The organism is Neobacillus drentensis, from assembly GCF_036962125.1.
GTDB classification, from domain to species: domain Bacteria; phylum Bacillota; class Bacilli; order Bacillales; family Cytobacillaceae; genus Neobacillus; species Neobacillus drentensis_B.
The window spans coordinates 182,526-200,099 of the sequence record NZ_JBALOA010000003.1 but is presented as its reverse complement, the minus strand read 5'-3'; the positions used below and the strand labels follow the sequence as shown (position 1 = coordinate 200,099).

At 37.6% G+C, this 17,574-nt stretch carries 16 protein-coding genes and 1 pseudogene; 8 read left to right on the top strand and 9 right to left on the bottom strand.

The genetic code is table 11. From position 1 onward, the window contains the following. The 4 genes and pseudogenes from V7121_RS03005 to V7121_RS02990 all read right to left on the bottom strand — a co-directional run. Positions 1 to 2,946 (bottom strand): annotated as a pseudogene (locus tag V7121_RS03005) (hypothetical protein); the annotation flags it as partial. A 155-nt stretch (positions 2,947 to 3,101) separates the two neighbouring features. Beyond that, entirely contained in the window at positions 3,102 to 3,344 is a 243-nt protein-coding gene (locus tag V7121_RS03000; protein WP_335503616.1) for a hypothetical protein, read from the bottom strand. Between the two features lie 117 nt (positions 3,345 to 3,461). Then, positions 3,462 to 4,121, bottom strand: coding sequence for a diguanylate cyclase (locus V7121_RS02995; RefSeq protein ID WP_335545745.1), 660 nt, complete (start codon positions 4,119 to 4,121; stop codon positions 3,462 to 3,464). 181 nt (positions 4,122 to 4,302) lie between these two features. Then, complete coding sequence (locus tag V7121_RS02990) at positions 4,303 to 5,859, bottom strand: amino acid permease (RefSeq protein WP_335545640.1); 1,557 nt, start codon at positions 5,857 to 5,859, stop codon at positions 4,303 to 4,305. Positions 5,860 to 6,114: 255 nt separating this feature from the next. On the opposite strand from V7121_RS02990, the gene V7121_RS02985 reads away from it, so the two are divergent. The 3 genes from V7121_RS02985 (at position 6,115) to V7121_RS02975 (ending at position 8,990) form a co-directional block, all read left to right on the top strand. After that, the gene (locus tag V7121_RS02985; RefSeq protein ID WP_335503620.1) at positions 6,115 to 7,023 is read left to right on the top strand and encodes a Gfo/Idh/MocA family protein; all 909 of its coding nucleotides are present in this window, start codon (positions 6,115 to 6,117) and stop codon (positions 7,021 to 7,023) included. A 66-nt stretch (positions 7,024 to 7,089) separates the two neighbouring features. Beyond that, positions 7,090 to 8,001 carry an MBL fold metallo-hydrolase gene (locus tag V7121_RS02980; RefSeq protein WP_335545638.1) on the top strand — a complete coding sequence of 304 codons (912 nt, stop codon included), beginning with the start codon at positions 7,090 to 7,092 and terminating at the stop codon, positions 7,999 to 8,001. A 284-nt stretch (positions 8,002 to 8,285) separates the two neighbouring features. After that, positions 8,286 to 8,990, top strand: coding sequence for a YhcN/YlaJ family sporulation lipoprotein (locus V7121_RS02975; RefSeq protein ID WP_335545636.1), 705 nt, complete (start codon positions 8,286 to 8,288; stop codon positions 8,988 to 8,990). A 57-nt stretch (positions 8,991 to 9,047) separates the two neighbouring features. On the opposite strand, the gene V7121_RS02970 is transcribed toward V7121_RS02975, so the two are convergent. From V7121_RS02970 to V7121_RS02960, 3 genes are all read right to left on the bottom strand, one after another. Then, positions 9,048 to 9,974, bottom strand: coding sequence for a glycerophosphodiester phosphodiesterase family protein (locus tag V7121_RS02970; RefSeq protein ID WP_335545743.1), 927 nt, complete (start codon positions 9,972 to 9,974; stop codon positions 9,048 to 9,050). Positions 9,975 to 10,209: 235 nt separating this feature from the next. Further along, positions 10,210 to 10,773, bottom strand: a complete 564-nt coding sequence (locus tag V7121_RS02965; RefSeq protein ID WP_335503628.1) for a DUF2062 domain-containing protein — start codon at positions 10,771 to 10,773, stop codon at positions 10,210 to 10,212. 134 nt (positions 10,774 to 10,907) lie between these two features. Then, on the bottom strand, positions 10,908 to 11,717 hold the full coding sequence (locus tag V7121_RS02960) for an HAD family hydrolase (RefSeq protein WP_335545634.1): 810 nt from the start codon (positions 11,715 to 11,717) through the stop codon (positions 10,908 to 10,910). Between the two features lie 234 nt (positions 11,718 to 11,951). Here V7121_RS02960 and V7121_RS02955 point away from each other — a divergent pair, with 234 nt between their 5' ends. Next, complete coding sequence (locus tag V7121_RS02955) at positions 11,952 to 13,217, top strand: MFS transporter (protein WP_335499259.1); 1,266 nt, start codon at positions 11,952 to 11,954, stop codon at positions 13,215 to 13,217. A gap of 158 nt (positions 13,218 to 13,375) precedes the next feature. Here V7121_RS02955 and V7121_RS02950 read toward each other — a convergent pair whose 3' ends face one another. After that, positions 13,376 to 13,891: a hypothetical protein gene (locus V7121_RS02950; RefSeq protein WP_335499261.1), complete on the bottom strand. Its 516-nt coding sequence runs from the start codon at positions 13,889 to 13,891 to the stop codon at positions 13,376 to 13,378. 253 nt (positions 13,892 to 14,144) lie between these two features. Here V7121_RS02950 and V7121_RS02945 point away from each other — a divergent pair, with 253 nt between their 5' ends. The 3 genes from V7121_RS02945 to V7121_RS02935 all read left to right on the top strand — a co-directional run bounded on the left by V7121_RS02945 (position 14,145) and on the right by V7121_RS02935 (position 15,608). Next, positions 14,145 to 14,882: a metallophosphoesterase family protein gene (locus V7121_RS02945; RefSeq protein ID WP_335499263.1), complete on the top strand. Its 738-nt coding sequence runs from the start codon at positions 14,145 to 14,147 to the stop codon at positions 14,880 to 14,882. A gap of 141 nt (positions 14,883 to 15,023) precedes the next feature. Beyond that, the gene (locus V7121_RS02940) at positions 15,024 to 15,341 is read left to right on the top strand and encodes a hypothetical protein (protein ID WP_335499265.1); all 318 of its coding nucleotides are present in this window, start codon (positions 15,024 to 15,026) and stop codon (positions 15,339 to 15,341) included. Positions 15,342 to 15,410: 69 nt separating this feature from the next. Then, positions 15,411 to 15,608 carry a hypothetical protein gene (locus V7121_RS02935; RefSeq protein WP_335499266.1) on the top strand — a complete coding sequence of 66 codons (198 nt, stop codon included), beginning with the start codon at positions 15,411 to 15,413 and terminating at the stop codon, positions 15,606 to 15,608. 147 nt (positions 15,609 to 15,755) lie between these two features. Here the strand turns inward: V7121_RS02935 and V7121_RS02930 are convergent, their stop codons facing one another. Continuing rightward, positions 15,756 to 16,907 (bottom strand): acyltransferase family protein, encoded by a 1,152-nt coding sequence (locus V7121_RS02930; protein WP_335499268.1) that lies wholly within the window; start codon positions 16,905 to 16,907, stop codon positions 15,756 to 15,758. A gap of 199 nt (positions 16,908 to 17,106) precedes the next feature. On the opposite strand from V7121_RS02930, the gene V7121_RS02925 reads away from it, so the two are divergent. Next, complete coding sequence (locus V7121_RS02925; RefSeq protein WP_335499269.1) at positions 17,107 to 17,328, top strand: hypothetical protein; 222 nt, start codon at positions 17,107 to 17,109, stop codon at positions 17,326 to 17,328. Positions 17,329 to 17,574 lie beyond the last annotated feature (246 nt).

Sequence of the window (17,574 nt, the reverse complement as noted above, 5' to 3'; positions counted from 1 at the left end):
GCTTATCGTTTGCCAGCCTGTCAATAAAATTCCATTCGAGTCAAAATAATACGTTTTTTCCTCAATTGTTTTCCAACCAATCTGTACTTCTCCATTTTCGCTAAAGTAATATCTTTGACCGCCAATTGATTGCCATCCAGTTTGGGTTTGTCCATTTTCATTTAGGTAGTATTTAAATCCATTATAAGATTGCCAGCCGGTTTGCATAATGCCTTGATTATCAAAATAATATTTAGAACCGTCTAAATTATACCAGCCAGTCAGTACTGGGCCCATGTTCAAAAAGTAATATTTTTTTCCTTCTATCGTTTGCCAGCCGGTTTGCATTTTACCCATTTCATTAAAATAGAATTTTAGTCCATTAAGAGTTTGAAAACCGGTCTGCATGACTCCCTTATCGTTGAAGTAATAATAGACACCAGCAATAATTTGCCAACCCGTTTGCATTTCCCCATCACTATTAAAATAATATTTAGATCCAGAAATAACATGCCATCCGGTAACATAATCATCAATGGAAGGATCATAATAGTACCAATGCCCGTTATATTCTTCCCAGTTAGATGCCGTACTGAATTGAATAACAATATCTTTATCTAAATGTTGCCCTGTTTCACCAGTGATAGCTTCCTTTTTAATCGTTAAGGTATACGAGGAAAGTCCCTTTAAATTCCCGGCATAAATGTAAAGATAATCCTCCTCCACTTCACTCTCGATATTCGCCTTCCCATCAGGACCAGTTAAGTCAATTTTAGTATCATCGAGATCTATGAATTGGTTGAAAGAGAACATAAAATAATTATTTAACGGTACATTTTGCACACCATTCGTTAAATTAGCAGTTGTATAATCCTCACCATCCCAAGCTAAGTATTCACTTGTTAGTAGTTCAAGCGAACTAGTTGATGGTGGACTTCCAGGTTCGCTTGGCTCCGTCCCGGAAGGATCTTCATTACTTGTGGTTGCAGCATCAATCGTCTTCACAAAATACTTACCACTATCGTTTTTTCCAACCGCTATTATTTTTCCATTTTGAAAAAGAAGATTTTCCACGATTAAGTCCTTACTAATTGTATATAAATACTTATTCGTCTGATATTGGTATACATCAATTCCGTGGTCTTTTCTAGCAGCGAAAGTTTTATCGTCCTCTAAGCTAAACGCATAATCATTATACGCCTTCCCTAAAGTGAAGGAATAACTCATATCACCTGATTTAAACATAGCCAAATCAAACACGACTCCGCTATTATTAACCATGCTTGTCCCATCAGGGGTTAGCCTTGCAAAAGGTTCTAACGGATAGTCCCCGTGGTAAGGAGAATCATAATGACTCTTGATGATACCTTTATCGACTTCATAACCATCCACATCTCTTGGACTAGTATCAGTAGAGATTGAGTAAACTTTTGAGGTTTCAGGATTGTAAGAGAGATAAGACTTAAACCTTATATTAGATGCATAGGAATTCGTAACTTCTCCGCCATTTGCAAGCGAGTACACCTTCATTTCCACCCATTGGTTTGAACCTGGGGCAATATACACAAAGCCATCTTTATCAATGGCGATATCAAACGGATCTGTATCCACATCAATGATTTTCGTTGCTTTAAAAGTTTCAGTATCGACCTCCGCGATTGCACCGCTCAAAGGAGTATTTGTGTAGTATTCATGGGCCATCTTTTGTTGGGTTACATAGAGATGATTATTATAAAGTTCTAACCTCTCGGCAGGATAAGGCAAGGCTAACGCTTGGATATCACCCGTCGAAAAATTAGCTGCATAGATCGTCTTACTCCCCAACCTTGTCATATAAATAACCGGCTTGGACGGATCGATCACGATATCATTCGGTTTAAAACCGAGGTTTTCGATTGTTCCAACTGGGTCAGGAATTCCAGGAGTCGTTGGCAAGCCAGTAGATGGTAATGAATCAGCAGGAATCGTTTCTATAAAATTATTACCCTTGCTATCTTTATTAATCGTAATTAACATCCCAGCTTGGAATTGCAGCTTTTGAACATTCAGATCTTTTCGTAAGGAATATAAAAATTTATTGCCTCCATACTGGTACACGTCAATTCCGCTTGTTGCACTGGCTGCATATGTGAGCTGATTTTGCTGGCTGAATTCAAAATCATTATAACTTTTTCCAAAACTGAAGTGATATGTCATATCCCCTGATTGATAGACCGCCAAATCGAACACATTGCCTGCACTATTATAAAAGCTCATCCCATCAGGAGAAAACTTGCCTGTTGCACCTACTCCATGACCAGAATGAAAAGGAGCATCATAGTGATTATTGATGACACCATTATTAATTTCATAAGCCTCAATATCGCTAGGGATCGATGTTGTATCAATCGCGTATAGTTTAGAGTTTTCCTCATTGAAAAATATATTTGTTTTTTGATACATCGTTGTCTTTGCAGTTGTTTGTGTAATCTCATTTTTATCTTTCATGGAATAAACTCTTAAGTTATCCCATTGGCCTGAACCCGGCGCAATATAAATATAGCCATTGTTGTCAACTGCTATATCGAATGGATCTGTATTAATATCCATGGTGTTACTGAGGGTGAAGGTTTCTGTATCCACCTCGGCAATAGCACCAGAATATGGCTCTGAACCATAAGAGGTATGGCTCATTTTCAGCTGGGTTACATAAAGCTTATTTTTGTTTACATCTAATCTTTCAGCTGGAAAAGGCAAGGTTAACGTCCTTAATTCTCCAGTAGTATAATTAGCGGCATATAGCGTTTTACTACCTAACTTCGTCATATAAATAATAGGTCTAGCAGGGTCAATCGCTGAATCGTTTGGTGTAAAACTTAGGTTAATAGTTGATGTTTCTGCTGCTTGGACCGTATGATCCCGTAAAACAGGAACAAAAGATGATAATAGTAGAAAAAAAGCTAGTAAACACTTGAAAGAGGCCTTCAAAAGGAATCCCACCTTATAGATTAATATCAAAATTTTACCATAATAATAATCTAATAATATATAAAAATAATTAAATATTTAAAACTAATCATTTGTTGGACAAAAAAAGTCCTTCATCTCGTAAGTGAAGGACTATTCTCAGGCAAATTATGTAATTAGGCGTATTTTATACCTGCCATCTTTATATTGTTCATATCGGCCGACCCGCAAGGAGTTACTGCATAGGTCATTTCACACTTTGGACAATTCATGATCACTGTTTCAAATGTGAAGGTTTCTCCACACTCACAGCTAATTTCGTGCGCAACTGCTGAAGCAAAGTTTTCTTTTCCTTTACTTTTAACATGATCAACAATATCTTTTCCATCTTTTAAATTAGTTGTACAACCGCAGCTCATTTAATGACCTCCATGGATTCACAAGTTATTCTATTAAAATAGTAAATTAAGAATAACATATAAATATTCAAATCCATCTGGCTAAAAGTAAACATATTATGAACATACAGCTCGATCCTAATAAGCCGTTTGGTGTTTGGTATAGTTCCTTTGTTTTTTAAGAGACTTAATTGAATACATATTTTTATCAGCTAATTTTAATAGATCATCAAACGATTTTCCTTCATTTGGATAGAAAGCTGCTCCGATAGAAACAGATATTTCTAACTCATTAGGTGATACACTTATGAGATTTTTATGTATTTCTTCCATCATTTCAGCCAAACATTCTTTCCTCTTTACTCCCTGAGAAATAATCAAAAATTCGTCCCCACCCCAACGAGCTACCAAATCCTTGTCCCTTATACTTTTCTCTAGTTGATGTGCGATCGCCTTTAAATATTGATCTCCGACCTTATGACCAAATAAATCGTTAATCATTTTAAAATCATTTACATCGAGGAGAAGAATAGTAAAGTTTTTATGATTTTGTTTGGTAAACATACTTGATACGAATGCTTCCACAAATCTTCTATTATATATTCCCGTTAATGTATCTTTCTCTGAATAAAACTTGGCAATATCATATTGTTTCCCACACCACCATGCTACCAAAAGGATAATTGGCAACCCCAAATACTCCATCCAGCTTAGATATCCATCTCTAAGATAATAATGGATTAAATAAAGTAATTTAATAATCAAGACAATAGAAGATGCACCGATTCTACCCTTCATTTTCAAAACTTATCACCCTTCAAACAATCAGTTTTAAAAAGTCACAACACAAAACTGATTCTATCAAATGAAGTGGATTCAATAAAATGATTTCGGTCAACAAATATCGACAATCACTAAACGAAAGATCTCTATGATAAATCAAATGCGATGCTTCATTTTTGAAGCATCGCACCCATCTTCATCCATCATAACCTTCTCTATCACGCTCGTCTTCCTCAAACATTTCTTCATTACTTTTTTTATTTAATTTACTGCTGTTTTGCAGCCACTGTAATTCTTGCAGGTAATTATTATTAGAACTCTTCTCTAGTCTATCAACTTCACCGTTCATTTCTGCCGAGAATTCAGTTAGTAGGCTAGGATATTTTTTCATCATAGGAGTACCTCTTTTGGTGGTATTCTTAGCTTTGGATTGGGAGTATAGTCTCATGACATAATAAATCAAGGAATAGACTACCACCATCACGATTCCAGCGACCAGCCCTACTCCCTGGCCAGGAATTAACGGCATACTCATCAAAACGACCACCATGCTTATTAAGGCAATCCAGGAAGTGTACGGAAACCCGCGCATTTGACAAATCCCTTCAGGAGGACAGCCACTTCTTTTGCGAAACCGGATATGACTGGCCATGATTACAGCATAAGTAAATATTAATGCAAACCCGCCGGTAGTAATTAACACTAGGTAAACTCTAGGAAACAAAAGGCCAAAACCTAAGCCCACCAGCATCGCAAATCCGGAAAATAATATCCCTCGATAGGGAACATCTTTCTTATCTTTTAGCCAATTGGGCGCATGTCCTTCATCATTAAGAGATCTAATCATTCTCCCTAGACCGAATATACATGATAACATTGCCGAGAGGATTGCGGAAATTAGCACAATATTAATCGCTTTCCCAGCCCAGCCAATCCCCCATCTTTCGAGTGAGGCCACCATCGGACTGACACTTTCATCCAATGATGCTGTCGGAATCAGCGGCATGAGAACGGCAGCATAAAGGATATACAATCCAACCAGAGAAAATACCGTATAACGAATTGCTTTAGGAATGGTATCTCTAGGATTTTCTGCCTCAGTAGCGGCGAGACCGATAATTTCAAAACCTGCGTAAGCAAAAATAACGAGGAGCATACTTCCTGCAATCCCCTTTATTCCGCCAGGCATAATTGGCTCTGTTCTTAACTCTCCCGCACCCACGGCCGGGGTTCCTGGCAGGGCTCCAAAAATGAGCGCAATGGCGGTCACGATGAAAAAAATAATCGCAAATATTTTTACACCAGAAAGTCCACTTGCCAGCTTACCAACCTTATCAGCACCTAATAAGTTAAGGAGCGTAACACCTATTATAATCGCACTGCCCACTATTCCGATTGATATATTAGGTACCCACTCGCGAATTAAAATCGAAATAGCAGTGGCTTCACTCGACATGGAAAGAACAGTGCCTGTCCAATAGAGCCAACCCACAACAAAACCCGTGCCTTCACCAAGTTCTTGAGATGCAAATGTACTAAAAGAACCTGCCGTAGGGTTGCCAACTGTCATTTCAGATAAGGCATAAAGGATTAAATATACCAATCCACCTGCTAAAATATAGGATATTAAAATTGAGGGCCCTGCTGCATGAATAGCAACGGATGAACCTAAAAAGAAAGAACCCCCAATTACACTTCCTAAAGCCATCATCGTGAGCTGCCACGCAGACAACCCTTTGCTTTTTTTCTCCATTTATCGTGCTCTCCCCTGCCATTTATTTTCGAAAGTAAGGTTAAAGGTTATTATTTCCTCAGCTTTCCAAAAAGATTCTGTTTTAGAACCCGTGGATTAAATTAATTGGACTCCGGATATCACTCATATTCATTATTGAAATGATAAAAATACCATTGTAAGTAAAATTTTTCAAAAAAACATAATCCATGATATCCTTTACCTAAATGAGAATTACTTAGCCAATGTAAACGCCTAAAAATCAGGAGGATCTGAATGAGAATTGGAGTCATTGGATTAGGTGATATTGCTAAAAAAGCATACTTACCTGTCCTTGCTGAAAATGAAAATATAGAGTTGGTACTCTGCACACGAAATTTAGAAACCTTACAACAGTTATCGAGGAAATATCGTATTGAGGAAACGGTGCAGACGGTAGAGGAACTGATTCTAAAAGGAATCAATGCTGCAATTATCAGTACAGCAACTGAGGCACATTTTGAAACAGCTGAAAAGTTACTTAAAAGTGGGATTAACATCTATATCGACAAGCCGATTTCCATGAATCTTCATGAGACGGAACGAATTGTAAACCTTGCCAATGAAAACGGATTGATCGCGATGGTGGGCTTTAATAGGAGATTCATCCCCAAAGTAAAAGAGCTTAAGGAACACGGGAAAGCCAGTTTGATTATCATGCAAAAGAATCGATTTGCTGCACCAGATTTTATTAGAAGGTTTGTCGTCGAGGACTTTATCCATGTCGTGGATACACTTAGATTTTTGATGGATACACAAGTTACTGATGTAAAGGTTGAGTACTTAAGAACTGGGGAAAAGCTTGATCATTTGATCATTCAGTTGATTGGCGATCGCTGTACCGCGATTGGGGTAATGAACCGGAACGGCGGTGTAACAGAGGAAATTATTGAATATATGGCTGGTCACGATAAATACGTAGTCAACAGTTTGGTTGAAACGACCCACTTCCATAATAAAGAAATACGAATTTCTAAATTCGGGGATTGGGAGCCAACCCTGTATAAACGCGGCTTTTATCAAATTTTAGATCACTTCATTGACTGTGTTCAAAATAATAAATCCCCTGACCCATCCATTGAGGATTCCCTGCTTACTCATGAAATTTGCGAAAGAATTGTTAAATATATTGATTCCAATTGTTAAGTACATAAAGAAAAGTGTTTAAGATCGGTATAAACAAAATACATTGGTATAGCAGGGTGAGAAAACATGAAAATTTATTCCAATTTAGATAACGTAAAAAGCAGCAAAACCTTTAAGGACTTGCGGAAGTGGCAAAGAGAACGCAGGAAGAAAGTGAAGGATTTATCGATTAATATTGACCAATGTCCATCGAAGAAAGTTAGTGAAATAAGGGAAAATCGCAGCAAAACTTCCTATACTTGGATTGGACACTCCACCTTTTTGATTCAGATCAATGGCATTAATATCCTCACAGACCCTGTCTGGGCGAAGCGGATGGGAATGGAAAAAAGACTGACTGAACCTGGCATCTCATTAGCAGAGTTACCAGAGATTGATGTCGTAGTTATCTCTCACGGGCATTATGACCATTTGGACTTCCCTACCCTAAAAGGATTAAAGGGGAATCCTCAATTTTTTGTCCCAGCTGGGATGAAATCCCTGTTTAACAAGAAAGGGTATCAGAAGGTACAGGAACTGAATTGGTGGGAAAGTGTGGAGCTCGGAGGAATTTCCTTTCACTTTGTCCCTGCCCAGCATTGGACAAGAAGGTCGCTAAAGGATATGAACACCTCTCATTGGGGCGGCTGGATATTTCAAACAACCGCAGAAACGCTTTATTTTGTTGGTGATACTGGCTATTTTAGAGGGTTTAAGCAAATTGCTGAGCGTTTTAAGACCATTGATACAGTGTTTATGCCGATTGGAGCGTTTGAACCCGAATGGTTCATGGCTCCCGCCCATATATCACCAGAAGACAGTGTAAAAGCGTACACTGAATTAAAAGCAAAATACTTCGTGCCAATGCACTACGGTACCTATCGTTTAGCAGATGACACAGGACCCGAAGCTCTGAATCGCTTACTTTGCGAATGGGAAAAACAACAGCTTCCTAAAGAACAGTTAAAGGTCCTGTTACTTGGGGAAACGGTTATTTAGACAGAACATGGGTGCAAAACATTTTATGGTAAGATAAGAACCTTTTTATCTTACCATCATTTCTTTCGCCTCCACGGGCATCATAACCATCGTATGGTTACCACTAACTTGTTTTTTTCGCCTCCGTGGGCATCATACCTTTTAACGGCAAGATAACCCTTCATCTACATAATGTAAAATGATTCATCAATTCCTTTTCAAAAATTACCTGCATTTATGCTCGAATAGAATCCCTTATTAAGGTGACGATAAGTTTGTAAGACATCTTTAAGGGAGTGAATTACGTGGTAAAAAAAAGTTGGGTAACTTTTGTTTTAGCAACTAGTTTATTGGGGTTAACTGGCTGTGCAGATAACAATAAAAATGGTGTAAACCACAATAACTTAGGTAACAATGTTCGCAACAATACCAATAATGGTGTTGATGTAAGAAATGTTCGTAACAACACCAATAATGACTTGAATGTAAGAAATGTTTCCGATCAAAACTTACGTGTATCTTCTCGTGCTATTAGGAACGTAGAAAGCCTAAATGAAGTCGACCAAGCACACGTCATCATTCGAAATAATGATGCCTATGTTGCAGTACGATTGGATACTAATCAAAATGGGAATCGTGCCCGGAATGGTACTACTGGGACGGGTCCAAATATGAATGCAACTTATGGAAATGGCTACAATTCCGGAACCACCGGGACAAATGGCTCAACTAATTTGCACGCTAATACTGGAAATCCCTCCAATGCAAACCTTGCAGGGACGAATGGATCTAGAACACCCACACTTGGTACGGTCCGTACTTCTTCACTCGACCAAAGAATAACCAGAAAAGTACGTGCAGCTGACCGTAACATTGACAATGTTTATATTTCTTATGACACGGACACTTTTGGTCAAATGACCAATTTTTCAAATAATATTCGTACCGGCACGAACAGAGATGGTCTGTGGAACGACTTTACAAATTCTGTTAACCGTATGTTTAGATAATGAAGAAAAGGCTGCTGGAGATTCTCCAGCAGCTATTCTTCATTTATTACCATCAAGTCATCTTTTCTCTTTCTCCTTAACCAACGGTGCAATCCTATCGATCCGATTAGTCCAAATACCGCCTGTAAAGTTAGCTGGCAAGCGTTTTAGATCTGCAGCAGAATCAAAGCCTTCGGACCATCCGCCATCACCTGCGACAACAATTACTCTTGTGTCCACCTGATCCATACGATTTAAGAATTTATTCGGCCACCCCCACAACAATCCGGCATATTTCTCAGGAATATGTAATTGTGTGTTCTCACATGCTGATGGCATATAGCCAGTCCAGCCCATACCCAAATAAGGAATCAAACAGCTTTTTAGTGTAGCCATCGACATCACGCGCAGTTCGGGAAGTTGCGCTTTTAAGGTTGCTATCGGTCCATCATCACCGTATATTGTTAGCTGATTCAGGCGTTTTTCCGAAAGCTTTGATAGAAATTGGGCAAGCATTGTTCCCTCTTTTGGATCAGCATTTTTGATATGAATCAAAAAGGGTTGATCAGGGAATTGCTTCATTACATCTTCTAAGGAAGGCATTAAGCCTACTCCCTTACCACGGAATGGAAAGGTTTTACCATGATCCGAGGTGTAACCATAACCGATATCCACCTTTTTCAATTCTGCCATGGTATAGTCTTTGGTTGAACCCTTCACATTTGTCCGGCAGTCCAACGTCCCATCATGAAAGACGGCAAATTTACCATCCTTCGTTGGTTTAATATCTAATTCGACCAAATCGGCCCCATCAGCAAAAGCTGCTTCCATCGATGATAATGTATTTTCTAAATAGGGATGCTCCGGTTCATAAATTCGCTCTGCCGTACATGTATCCCACTTAATTCCTTCCATCGTAAACGTTTGACCAAGCCCACGGTGGGCAAGCAAGAACGGCTCTCCCTTCCGTTCCTTCGTTAAAAGAGAACTATTATTAAAAAACATAAATACAAGTAAAATTACTAGGAATAGTCCGAATCGCTTTAATCCTTTATTAACCTTCACACTTTTTTCCTCCAGTTTGATCTGTATGTTCCATGATTCAATCATAATGGAAAGAATTAATATAGACAATTTTTCGCTGAAAATTCAAAAAAACACCTTCCACATTCATTTATCAAATGAATCTGAAGAGGTGTTTTTTACGCCCCATGTGTAGGCGCTTTCTTATCTCAGCCGTTTATACATAATTTTGCTTGATTGAATTAAGAGGCAGTTCCCGTTTATTCCGTCTTTTTTTAAGCCTTTTCGCTTTTTCCTTTTCATAAAAATGATACACAATAAAATATGAACAAACCCCAAGGATCAACCCGAAAATGGACATTCCAATCAACGTATGGATTCCTCCATGTAGGACACTGACAAGGCTATGAAAATCACCATGAATTAACTTTTGAAAAGAAAATGAAGAATGATGTCCGAAATGAACTTTCATCGGAAAGAGAAATTTCCCAAGACTTTTTGCAAAAGGTAACAAAATTACCGGCAGCAGCGTTAGCTTTCCAATGACGTTTCCAATAATGGAGGCAGGCAGAGACCCTTTTGCTAAACGGACAATTGGTACAAATAATATATAAATAAGAGATCCTGTTGACAGAACCAGCATTTCCAGGCCTAAGCCAAGTGCAAATCCTAAGGATACTTTTTTAGCTCCACCAGGAGATCGCAGTAGTTTAGTTATATTAAACTTAAAAGCACGTCCAATACGTTGAAAGAAATTATACTTTTTGGGTTTTATGCTCATATAGGTATCTCCTTACTACAATATATAAGTTAATTATACTCTATATAAGCCCTAACTACTATTCTAAGAAACCTACTAATTGAAAAAATATTAAGCGGTCTCCTTTGTGGAAACCGCTCAACTTTACCAATAGGTTATGCTTGCACCTTATCCTTTAAATGGATCCATTCCTTTGCATGTATCGCTTTCACCAAATTCCGTTTTGTATTTATTGCACGATAATATGCCTGCTCCCTTATATAATCCGGTAAATGCACTAAAGATTTCAGTTGGGCATACGTCCCGCTCGGTTCAATCTCAATATCGACGATATTATAACTCCACTCGATGTCTGCTGGGATATGGATAGCATTGATCCCCAATTCTAATGCGGGCTTGATATCCGTTTTAAGTGAATTCCCAATCATCCACGTATTCTTTTTATCGGCATTCATTTTCGTTAAAACCTGCTGGAGTGCATTAGTGTTTTTGTGTTCAAAGATAAAGACTCTATCTTGGAAATAATCCTTTAAATGTAATTGAGTAATTTTTCTCCGTTGGTTTGCTTCATCACCACCCGTAAATAAAGCTAGTTCATGTCCTTCCGCTTGTAAGGTATCTAGGATTTCATACATACATGGAAATGGTTTTACCTTTCTTTGAAAAACGCTTTGGCCAATTTGTTCCACTTGATTGATCTCTGAACCCCTCATTTTTCTACCGAACATATCGCAAAAAAAACGATAGGTGTCCACTAAGGATTGCGTATATAAGGAAGAATGCAACCCTTTTTTTTCCACACCTTTTATATCAATTTCTGATTGTTTTTGGAGAATTTCCTGCTTTGATACTGATTTAAACCATTTTTTCATCACATTGGCAAATCTGTTCCTAGATTCTACAAAATATTTATTACAGTGTACTAAAGTGTCATCTAGATCCAATATTAAGGTTTGTTGATTCATGAACCAATTCCCCCTTTAATAATGGTGTCAACTAAGTATATGGGGGAAAATCCTTTTCATGATAAAATGAGCCTTTCCCATTTTAAGTTAGTGCCATAGTAATAGCCGGATATTTAAGTGGGAATTCAATTTTTCAAAATATAGTCACATGATACCAAGTCAGTATCTCATTTCACCATTATTAACATTTATATAGTATAATGAGAAAATTATAATTAACAGGAGTAGAGTTCATTGGAAAAACAAAATAGCAAGTATCGTTGGGTCGTTTTTGTGTCAGTATTATTAACCTATTTATTAATTGTCAGTCAGCGAACCGCACCTGGATTGATTTCCGATCAATTAATGAAAGATTTCAACATCACGGCCTCTACAATTGGATTACTGGCAAGTATTCAATTTTTCGCGTATGCTGGTTTACAAATTCCAGTCGGCATATTATCCGATCGATTTGGTCCAAATTATTTTCTAGTTAGCGGTGCAATTCTTACTGGCTTAGGTACATTAATGTATAGCCTTGCCACGAATGAAGTGGTGTTTCTTTTTGCCAGATTATTGGTTGGTATAGGGGATGCGGCGATATGGGTGAATCTTGTCCTAATCCTCAGCCAATGGTTTAAGGTAAGAGAATTTGTCGGATTACTTGGCATTGCAGGTATGGCAGGCAGTTTGGGATTTTTGCTCGCAACTGTCCCCTTTTCTGCCTGGATATCGCATTCAGGCTGGCGCCCTCCTTTCTTTACAACAGGAATCTTGTTAGTACTTTGCGGAGTCCTTCTTTATTTTGTACTAATCAAAAAACCAAAAACGATGCCCTGGAACCACTCTGTTTCTAAAAAGGCGAAAAAGCCACGCGAAAAAACACTGATTTTGTTAAGACGGATTTTTTCCACTCGTCAGGCATGGGCCGCATTCTTTTGTCACTTTGGGACTGTTGGTACATATGTAGGGTTTATTGGTTCATGGGCCGTTCCTTATGGAATGCATGCCTATGACTTGTCTCGTTCCGATGCAAGTCAGCTGATTATGATCGGCCTTTTCGGGTCCATTATTGGCGCACCGTTAGCTGGTTGGGTTTCAAGTCGCTTTGACTCTATTAAGGTACCTTATGTTGTGGTTCATTGTATGGTGGTGATCAGCTGGACTTCGATTTTATTATTTAATGGCAAGCCGCCCTACTTCCTCATGCCTTTTATTTTCTTTCTTATAGGGTTTGGTAATGGTGCAAGTTCGTTAACGTTTGCGATTGTTCGAAAATTCTTTGATATGAAAGAGGTTGGGGTGGTCTCTGGCTTTGCCAATATGGGTGGTTTTTTGAGCGCTGTCCTATTGCCGAGCCTTTTCGGAAAAGTACTAGACCATTTTCACGCAGCTGGTGTCCTTGTTGGCTATCATTATGGTTTTATCATTCCGGTTCTCTTCTCCTTGGCAGGCTTAATGGGTGGATTATTTATCGTTGAAAAAAGCCGGGCAGTTGTCCAAACACAAGTCAATGAATGAATGAACGAAAAAACTAGGAAACTTAACAGAGTGCATCCTAGTTTTTTCTCATTGATAGGAAATTTTTTAAATAATTTATTCTGGAGAACTTGAATTATTTCTCTGAATCCAGCTCCAGGCCATACGCAGCTAAACGGGCGCTTACGCCTTTTATTTTTTTATTCAATCTTATAATCCATGACCCATTTGGTATTTGGCAGGTAGTTAATCAGGAAACGCCGTCCTTCGAGACTTCTTTCGATGGGGTAGTCGGGCTTTGGTGCAATATTTAGGCGTTTGTTATTAATGATGACTGTAATGGGCCCGTTAATCATTTCACCCTTTGCAGGTTTTTCATAGATAACTTGGGAAGGAATCCCTTCAAGTTTCGCGTAATTCTTTTTAAAATATACTGGTGAATCCGCCCAGAACGCCGAGGCATTATATAAGGCAGCAGCCCCAAGTCCAAGTAAACTCAACCGAAAAATCAAGACGGCTGATGTACCAATAAAGGGTAACTTCTTCACTTTGTTGAAGCCCTTCCAGTCGTTTTCTACTTTCAAACTATATAAAATAAAGGATAAACCTGCACCTGTTAATCCAATCGCGCAAAACGGAAATATATTCGTGTAGATGCCAAGTGGAACCAATAAAAAGAAGGTAATACCGAGTCCTAATATTAATGGTGCTTTCATATATTACTCTCCTTTAAGAATATTAACAAATTGGTATTTTTGACGGAAGTTCTCCTTCTTTATTATGCCTAAATACTCCTAAATTACTTAACTCGATGCTTGATGTTTAGATAAAAATTCTACACCTTAATAAAATAATGAAATATTGATTTTTAAAGTAGCGATGAGAAAGGCCGCGAATACCCCCTAGATTCTATTGGTATTTAATTGAATACAAATTGTTAAACTATGAAGAAAAACGGGGAGTATTAAAATGGAGCAGAAAATAGCAATCATAACAGATATTCATGGGAATTATTCAGCGGTAAAAGCGGTATTGGATGAAATTGATCAGGAGGAACAGATCGCTCATATTTATTGTTTGGGTGATTTAGTCGGGATTGGGTATGAAACCAATGAAGTTCTTGGCCTGCTAAGTTTACGTGAGGATATTTCTTTTGTTATGGGGAACCATGATGAAGCGATCTTGGATATTATTGCAGGTAGAGAGCCATATAGCAAGGGGAAGGAGCGGATTCATCATCAATGGATTGCAGCTCAGCTTGACCCAGCGTTTATTCCGTTCTTAACTGCGATTCCAGTTACTTTACGTGCTGAATACAATGACAAAAAATTGTTATTTGTCCATTACCATTTAAGTGAACAAAATGAGTTTATTCCTTTAGATAAAGAACCCACTGAGGCGAAGCTTGATGCGCAATACCAAACATCACAGGCTGATATTGTTTGTTTTGGACATCATCACGTGATCCACCACTTTAAAACAAAGGATCGGCTCTATCTCAATCCAAGCTCACTAGGCTGCAATTATCATCCATTGGCGTCCTATGCCGTGCTGACTATTGGAGATATGGGTGAAGTTTCAGTTGCTTTTAGAGAAGTACCGTATGACAATAAAGAGTTTTTATTAGGTTTTAACAGGCTGAATGTACCTGATGCAGATTATATTTTGAAAGGTTTTTATGGGAATCAGCATTTGAAATATCTTTAGATGCATTAGTAAAATGTCTTTCGGATTCGCTCCGCTGGACATTTTTTATTGGACATAAACATAGGTACAAAGACTAAAGGAAGAAAGAAGGATTTACTTTCTCCCCCCATCTTTTAAAATACATAGAAGGAGGTTGGTAATATGTTTAAACGATTAATCATCCTTGTAGTACTCTCGTCAATATTAATTACATTAGTCTTAGTAAAAGGGCATACCTCTGCACCTGTTAATAATACGAATACTAACAGCAGTAGTTCTTCTGAATACACGACGATAGAATATAAGATTAGTAAAATTAAAAACAATCAATATTATGGAACAAGCGAGGACGGGACGGAGATAATTTTTTCTACAAAAAACATCCGCTCGGGTGATCAAATACAAGTGCATGATGTAGTCATTTGCTATTTTCAAAAGCATGATTTAGGAAATGGATTAGTCAAAGTCGAGAAGAAATAATGTCACTAGATCTCGACTCACAATCATAGTTAAAAACAGAAAGGAAAATTAGTTTTGAAGGAATTTACAGTGTGCTATACGTTAGATAATCATACAATTACTGAAAAAATGAAAACAGAAGTAAATGTCGAAAAAGAAGAAGTTGAACAAAAAGTAGTGGAAAAGATAAATAATAATCAATTTTTTAATGTTAAAAATGACCAAGGGGATATTAAGATCAATTCATCCTTAGTACGTTTTGTAAGAATCATAGATGAAAAGTTATAGTCAAATAAATAAAAAGTTTCACCTGCCACTAATGGCAGATGAAACTTATCCTTTAAAAGGGCTTGCAATCCCTCCTATTACTCTCCCCTTAAAATACACTGATATAAGGTTAAGGTAAAAGCTGCCAACGAATGACTGCAAAGGTCGTTACCTCCCAGCTGGAAAAGCTGAGTTCCTCCTATCTTTTGTCAGGACTTGACTGTTCCCTTTCATCCCAAATAAAAATCTTAACACGTAAAAACGTCGAATAACAAAATGGTAACAAAACATTATCATCATGAAAGAAACCGGTACTAAAAAAAGTAGTTTCACAGTGATTGACCAGGATAAATTATGGATTATATAGCCAAAGAATACTATGACCGGTTGGTGCAACACATAGAATGGCATCGACGCTTCGCTTGCGTACTTTAAGAAACGATTAGAATAGGATAAATATTTATCTGCAAAATAGAAGATGCATAATAACAAACTCCAACAATTAATAGTCCTTACGCCAAAAAAGATGATTTCTTGAACAGAACCTGGTTGTGGATATGCCTTTATAAACCATACAACATAAATGACTGAAGTAATCACGGCACGTACAAGGTGAATATTGATGGTTTTTTTTAGTACCGGTTTAAAGGACGGATTTGAAAAAAAATAAAAACCATATAGTAAGATGACTAGATAAAAAACGAGGTCCCAGCCGCCTAACCCTTGTGTTTTTATAAACCCAGTTCCAAATAGAAGCAGCGGTAATACATAAAAATGGACCAATCCGATATTTTTTCCGCTCGGAATTTTCCTAAACAATGGCACTGTAATAAAGGAAAAGACCAGTAATACAAGTAAATACCACAAATGTAAGCCGAAGAAAGCGAAATTGCCTGTCCCGCCAAAATCTAAGTAAATTCCATCAAAATAGTGTGGAAGGAAATCAAGAAATGAACCTTGAAACTGGTTATTTGCACTTCGTTCGATAAAAATTTGCGGTGGGGTCAAGATAAATACTCCAAAGACTAGCGGGACTCCTAGTCTTAGCAGGCGTTCTTTAAGATAAGCGGTTGTTTTTCGTTTTTTAAGTCCATATGACATATTCATTCCAGAAACCACAAAAAAAATCGGCATGATCCATGCCCCCACAAAAAGGGAAAAGACTAAAATACTACTCGAGTCTAACTCATTATTTTTCACATGCCATGGAAAAGGGTTAAAAAACATGGAGCAATGGTATAGGAATACCCCGATTGTAGCTAATACCCGAATCCAATCCAGATCATACTGCCTTGTTAAAACCACATTTTGATTTTCCATTTTTCACCCTCATTCAGTAAGCGATTCTATACCTATTTTTACCATAATTATATATTAATAGTAAATACTAGATTGACTATTCTTCATTCCTTTATCATCTTTCAATTTTTTTAAATTTGTAATTTGCTTCTAACCCGCCTCATATATTTTATATGAGCTTTTTTTGTACCACATACCACAAGAAACAGGTGAGAACATTATGTTTGCTGTGCATTTTATCGAAAACAATAACGTGTTATTAACCCAGCTGCTTAATCGTGTTCCAACTGAAGGGGAAGAGTTGAGAATTAAAGGCCGGAAAGCAAAAGTCGCTAGTGTTAAGAATATTGATGATCTAAATATCCATGTTCAAGTTACTGTAGAGGTCGTAAATAAAGCTAGTAAATTTGTTGTCGATCAGTCCAAAAAGAAAAAGCGCTAAACATGGAAAAGAACGTATACCGTGCGTTCTTTTTCTTGTTTATTGCTTAATTTTACAATAGCATTCACAAAAACAGCCTAAATTCACTCGAAACATACCCATTAAAATAAGCTATGCATAAGCTATAAAGACTTTATTAAAAGTAGGTGAAATTAATGACTCACGGACATGGTCAATCACAACAACCTCAATTTATGCCATGGGAACAATGGCACCAGCACAATCCACATGGTTCATGGCAGCAAT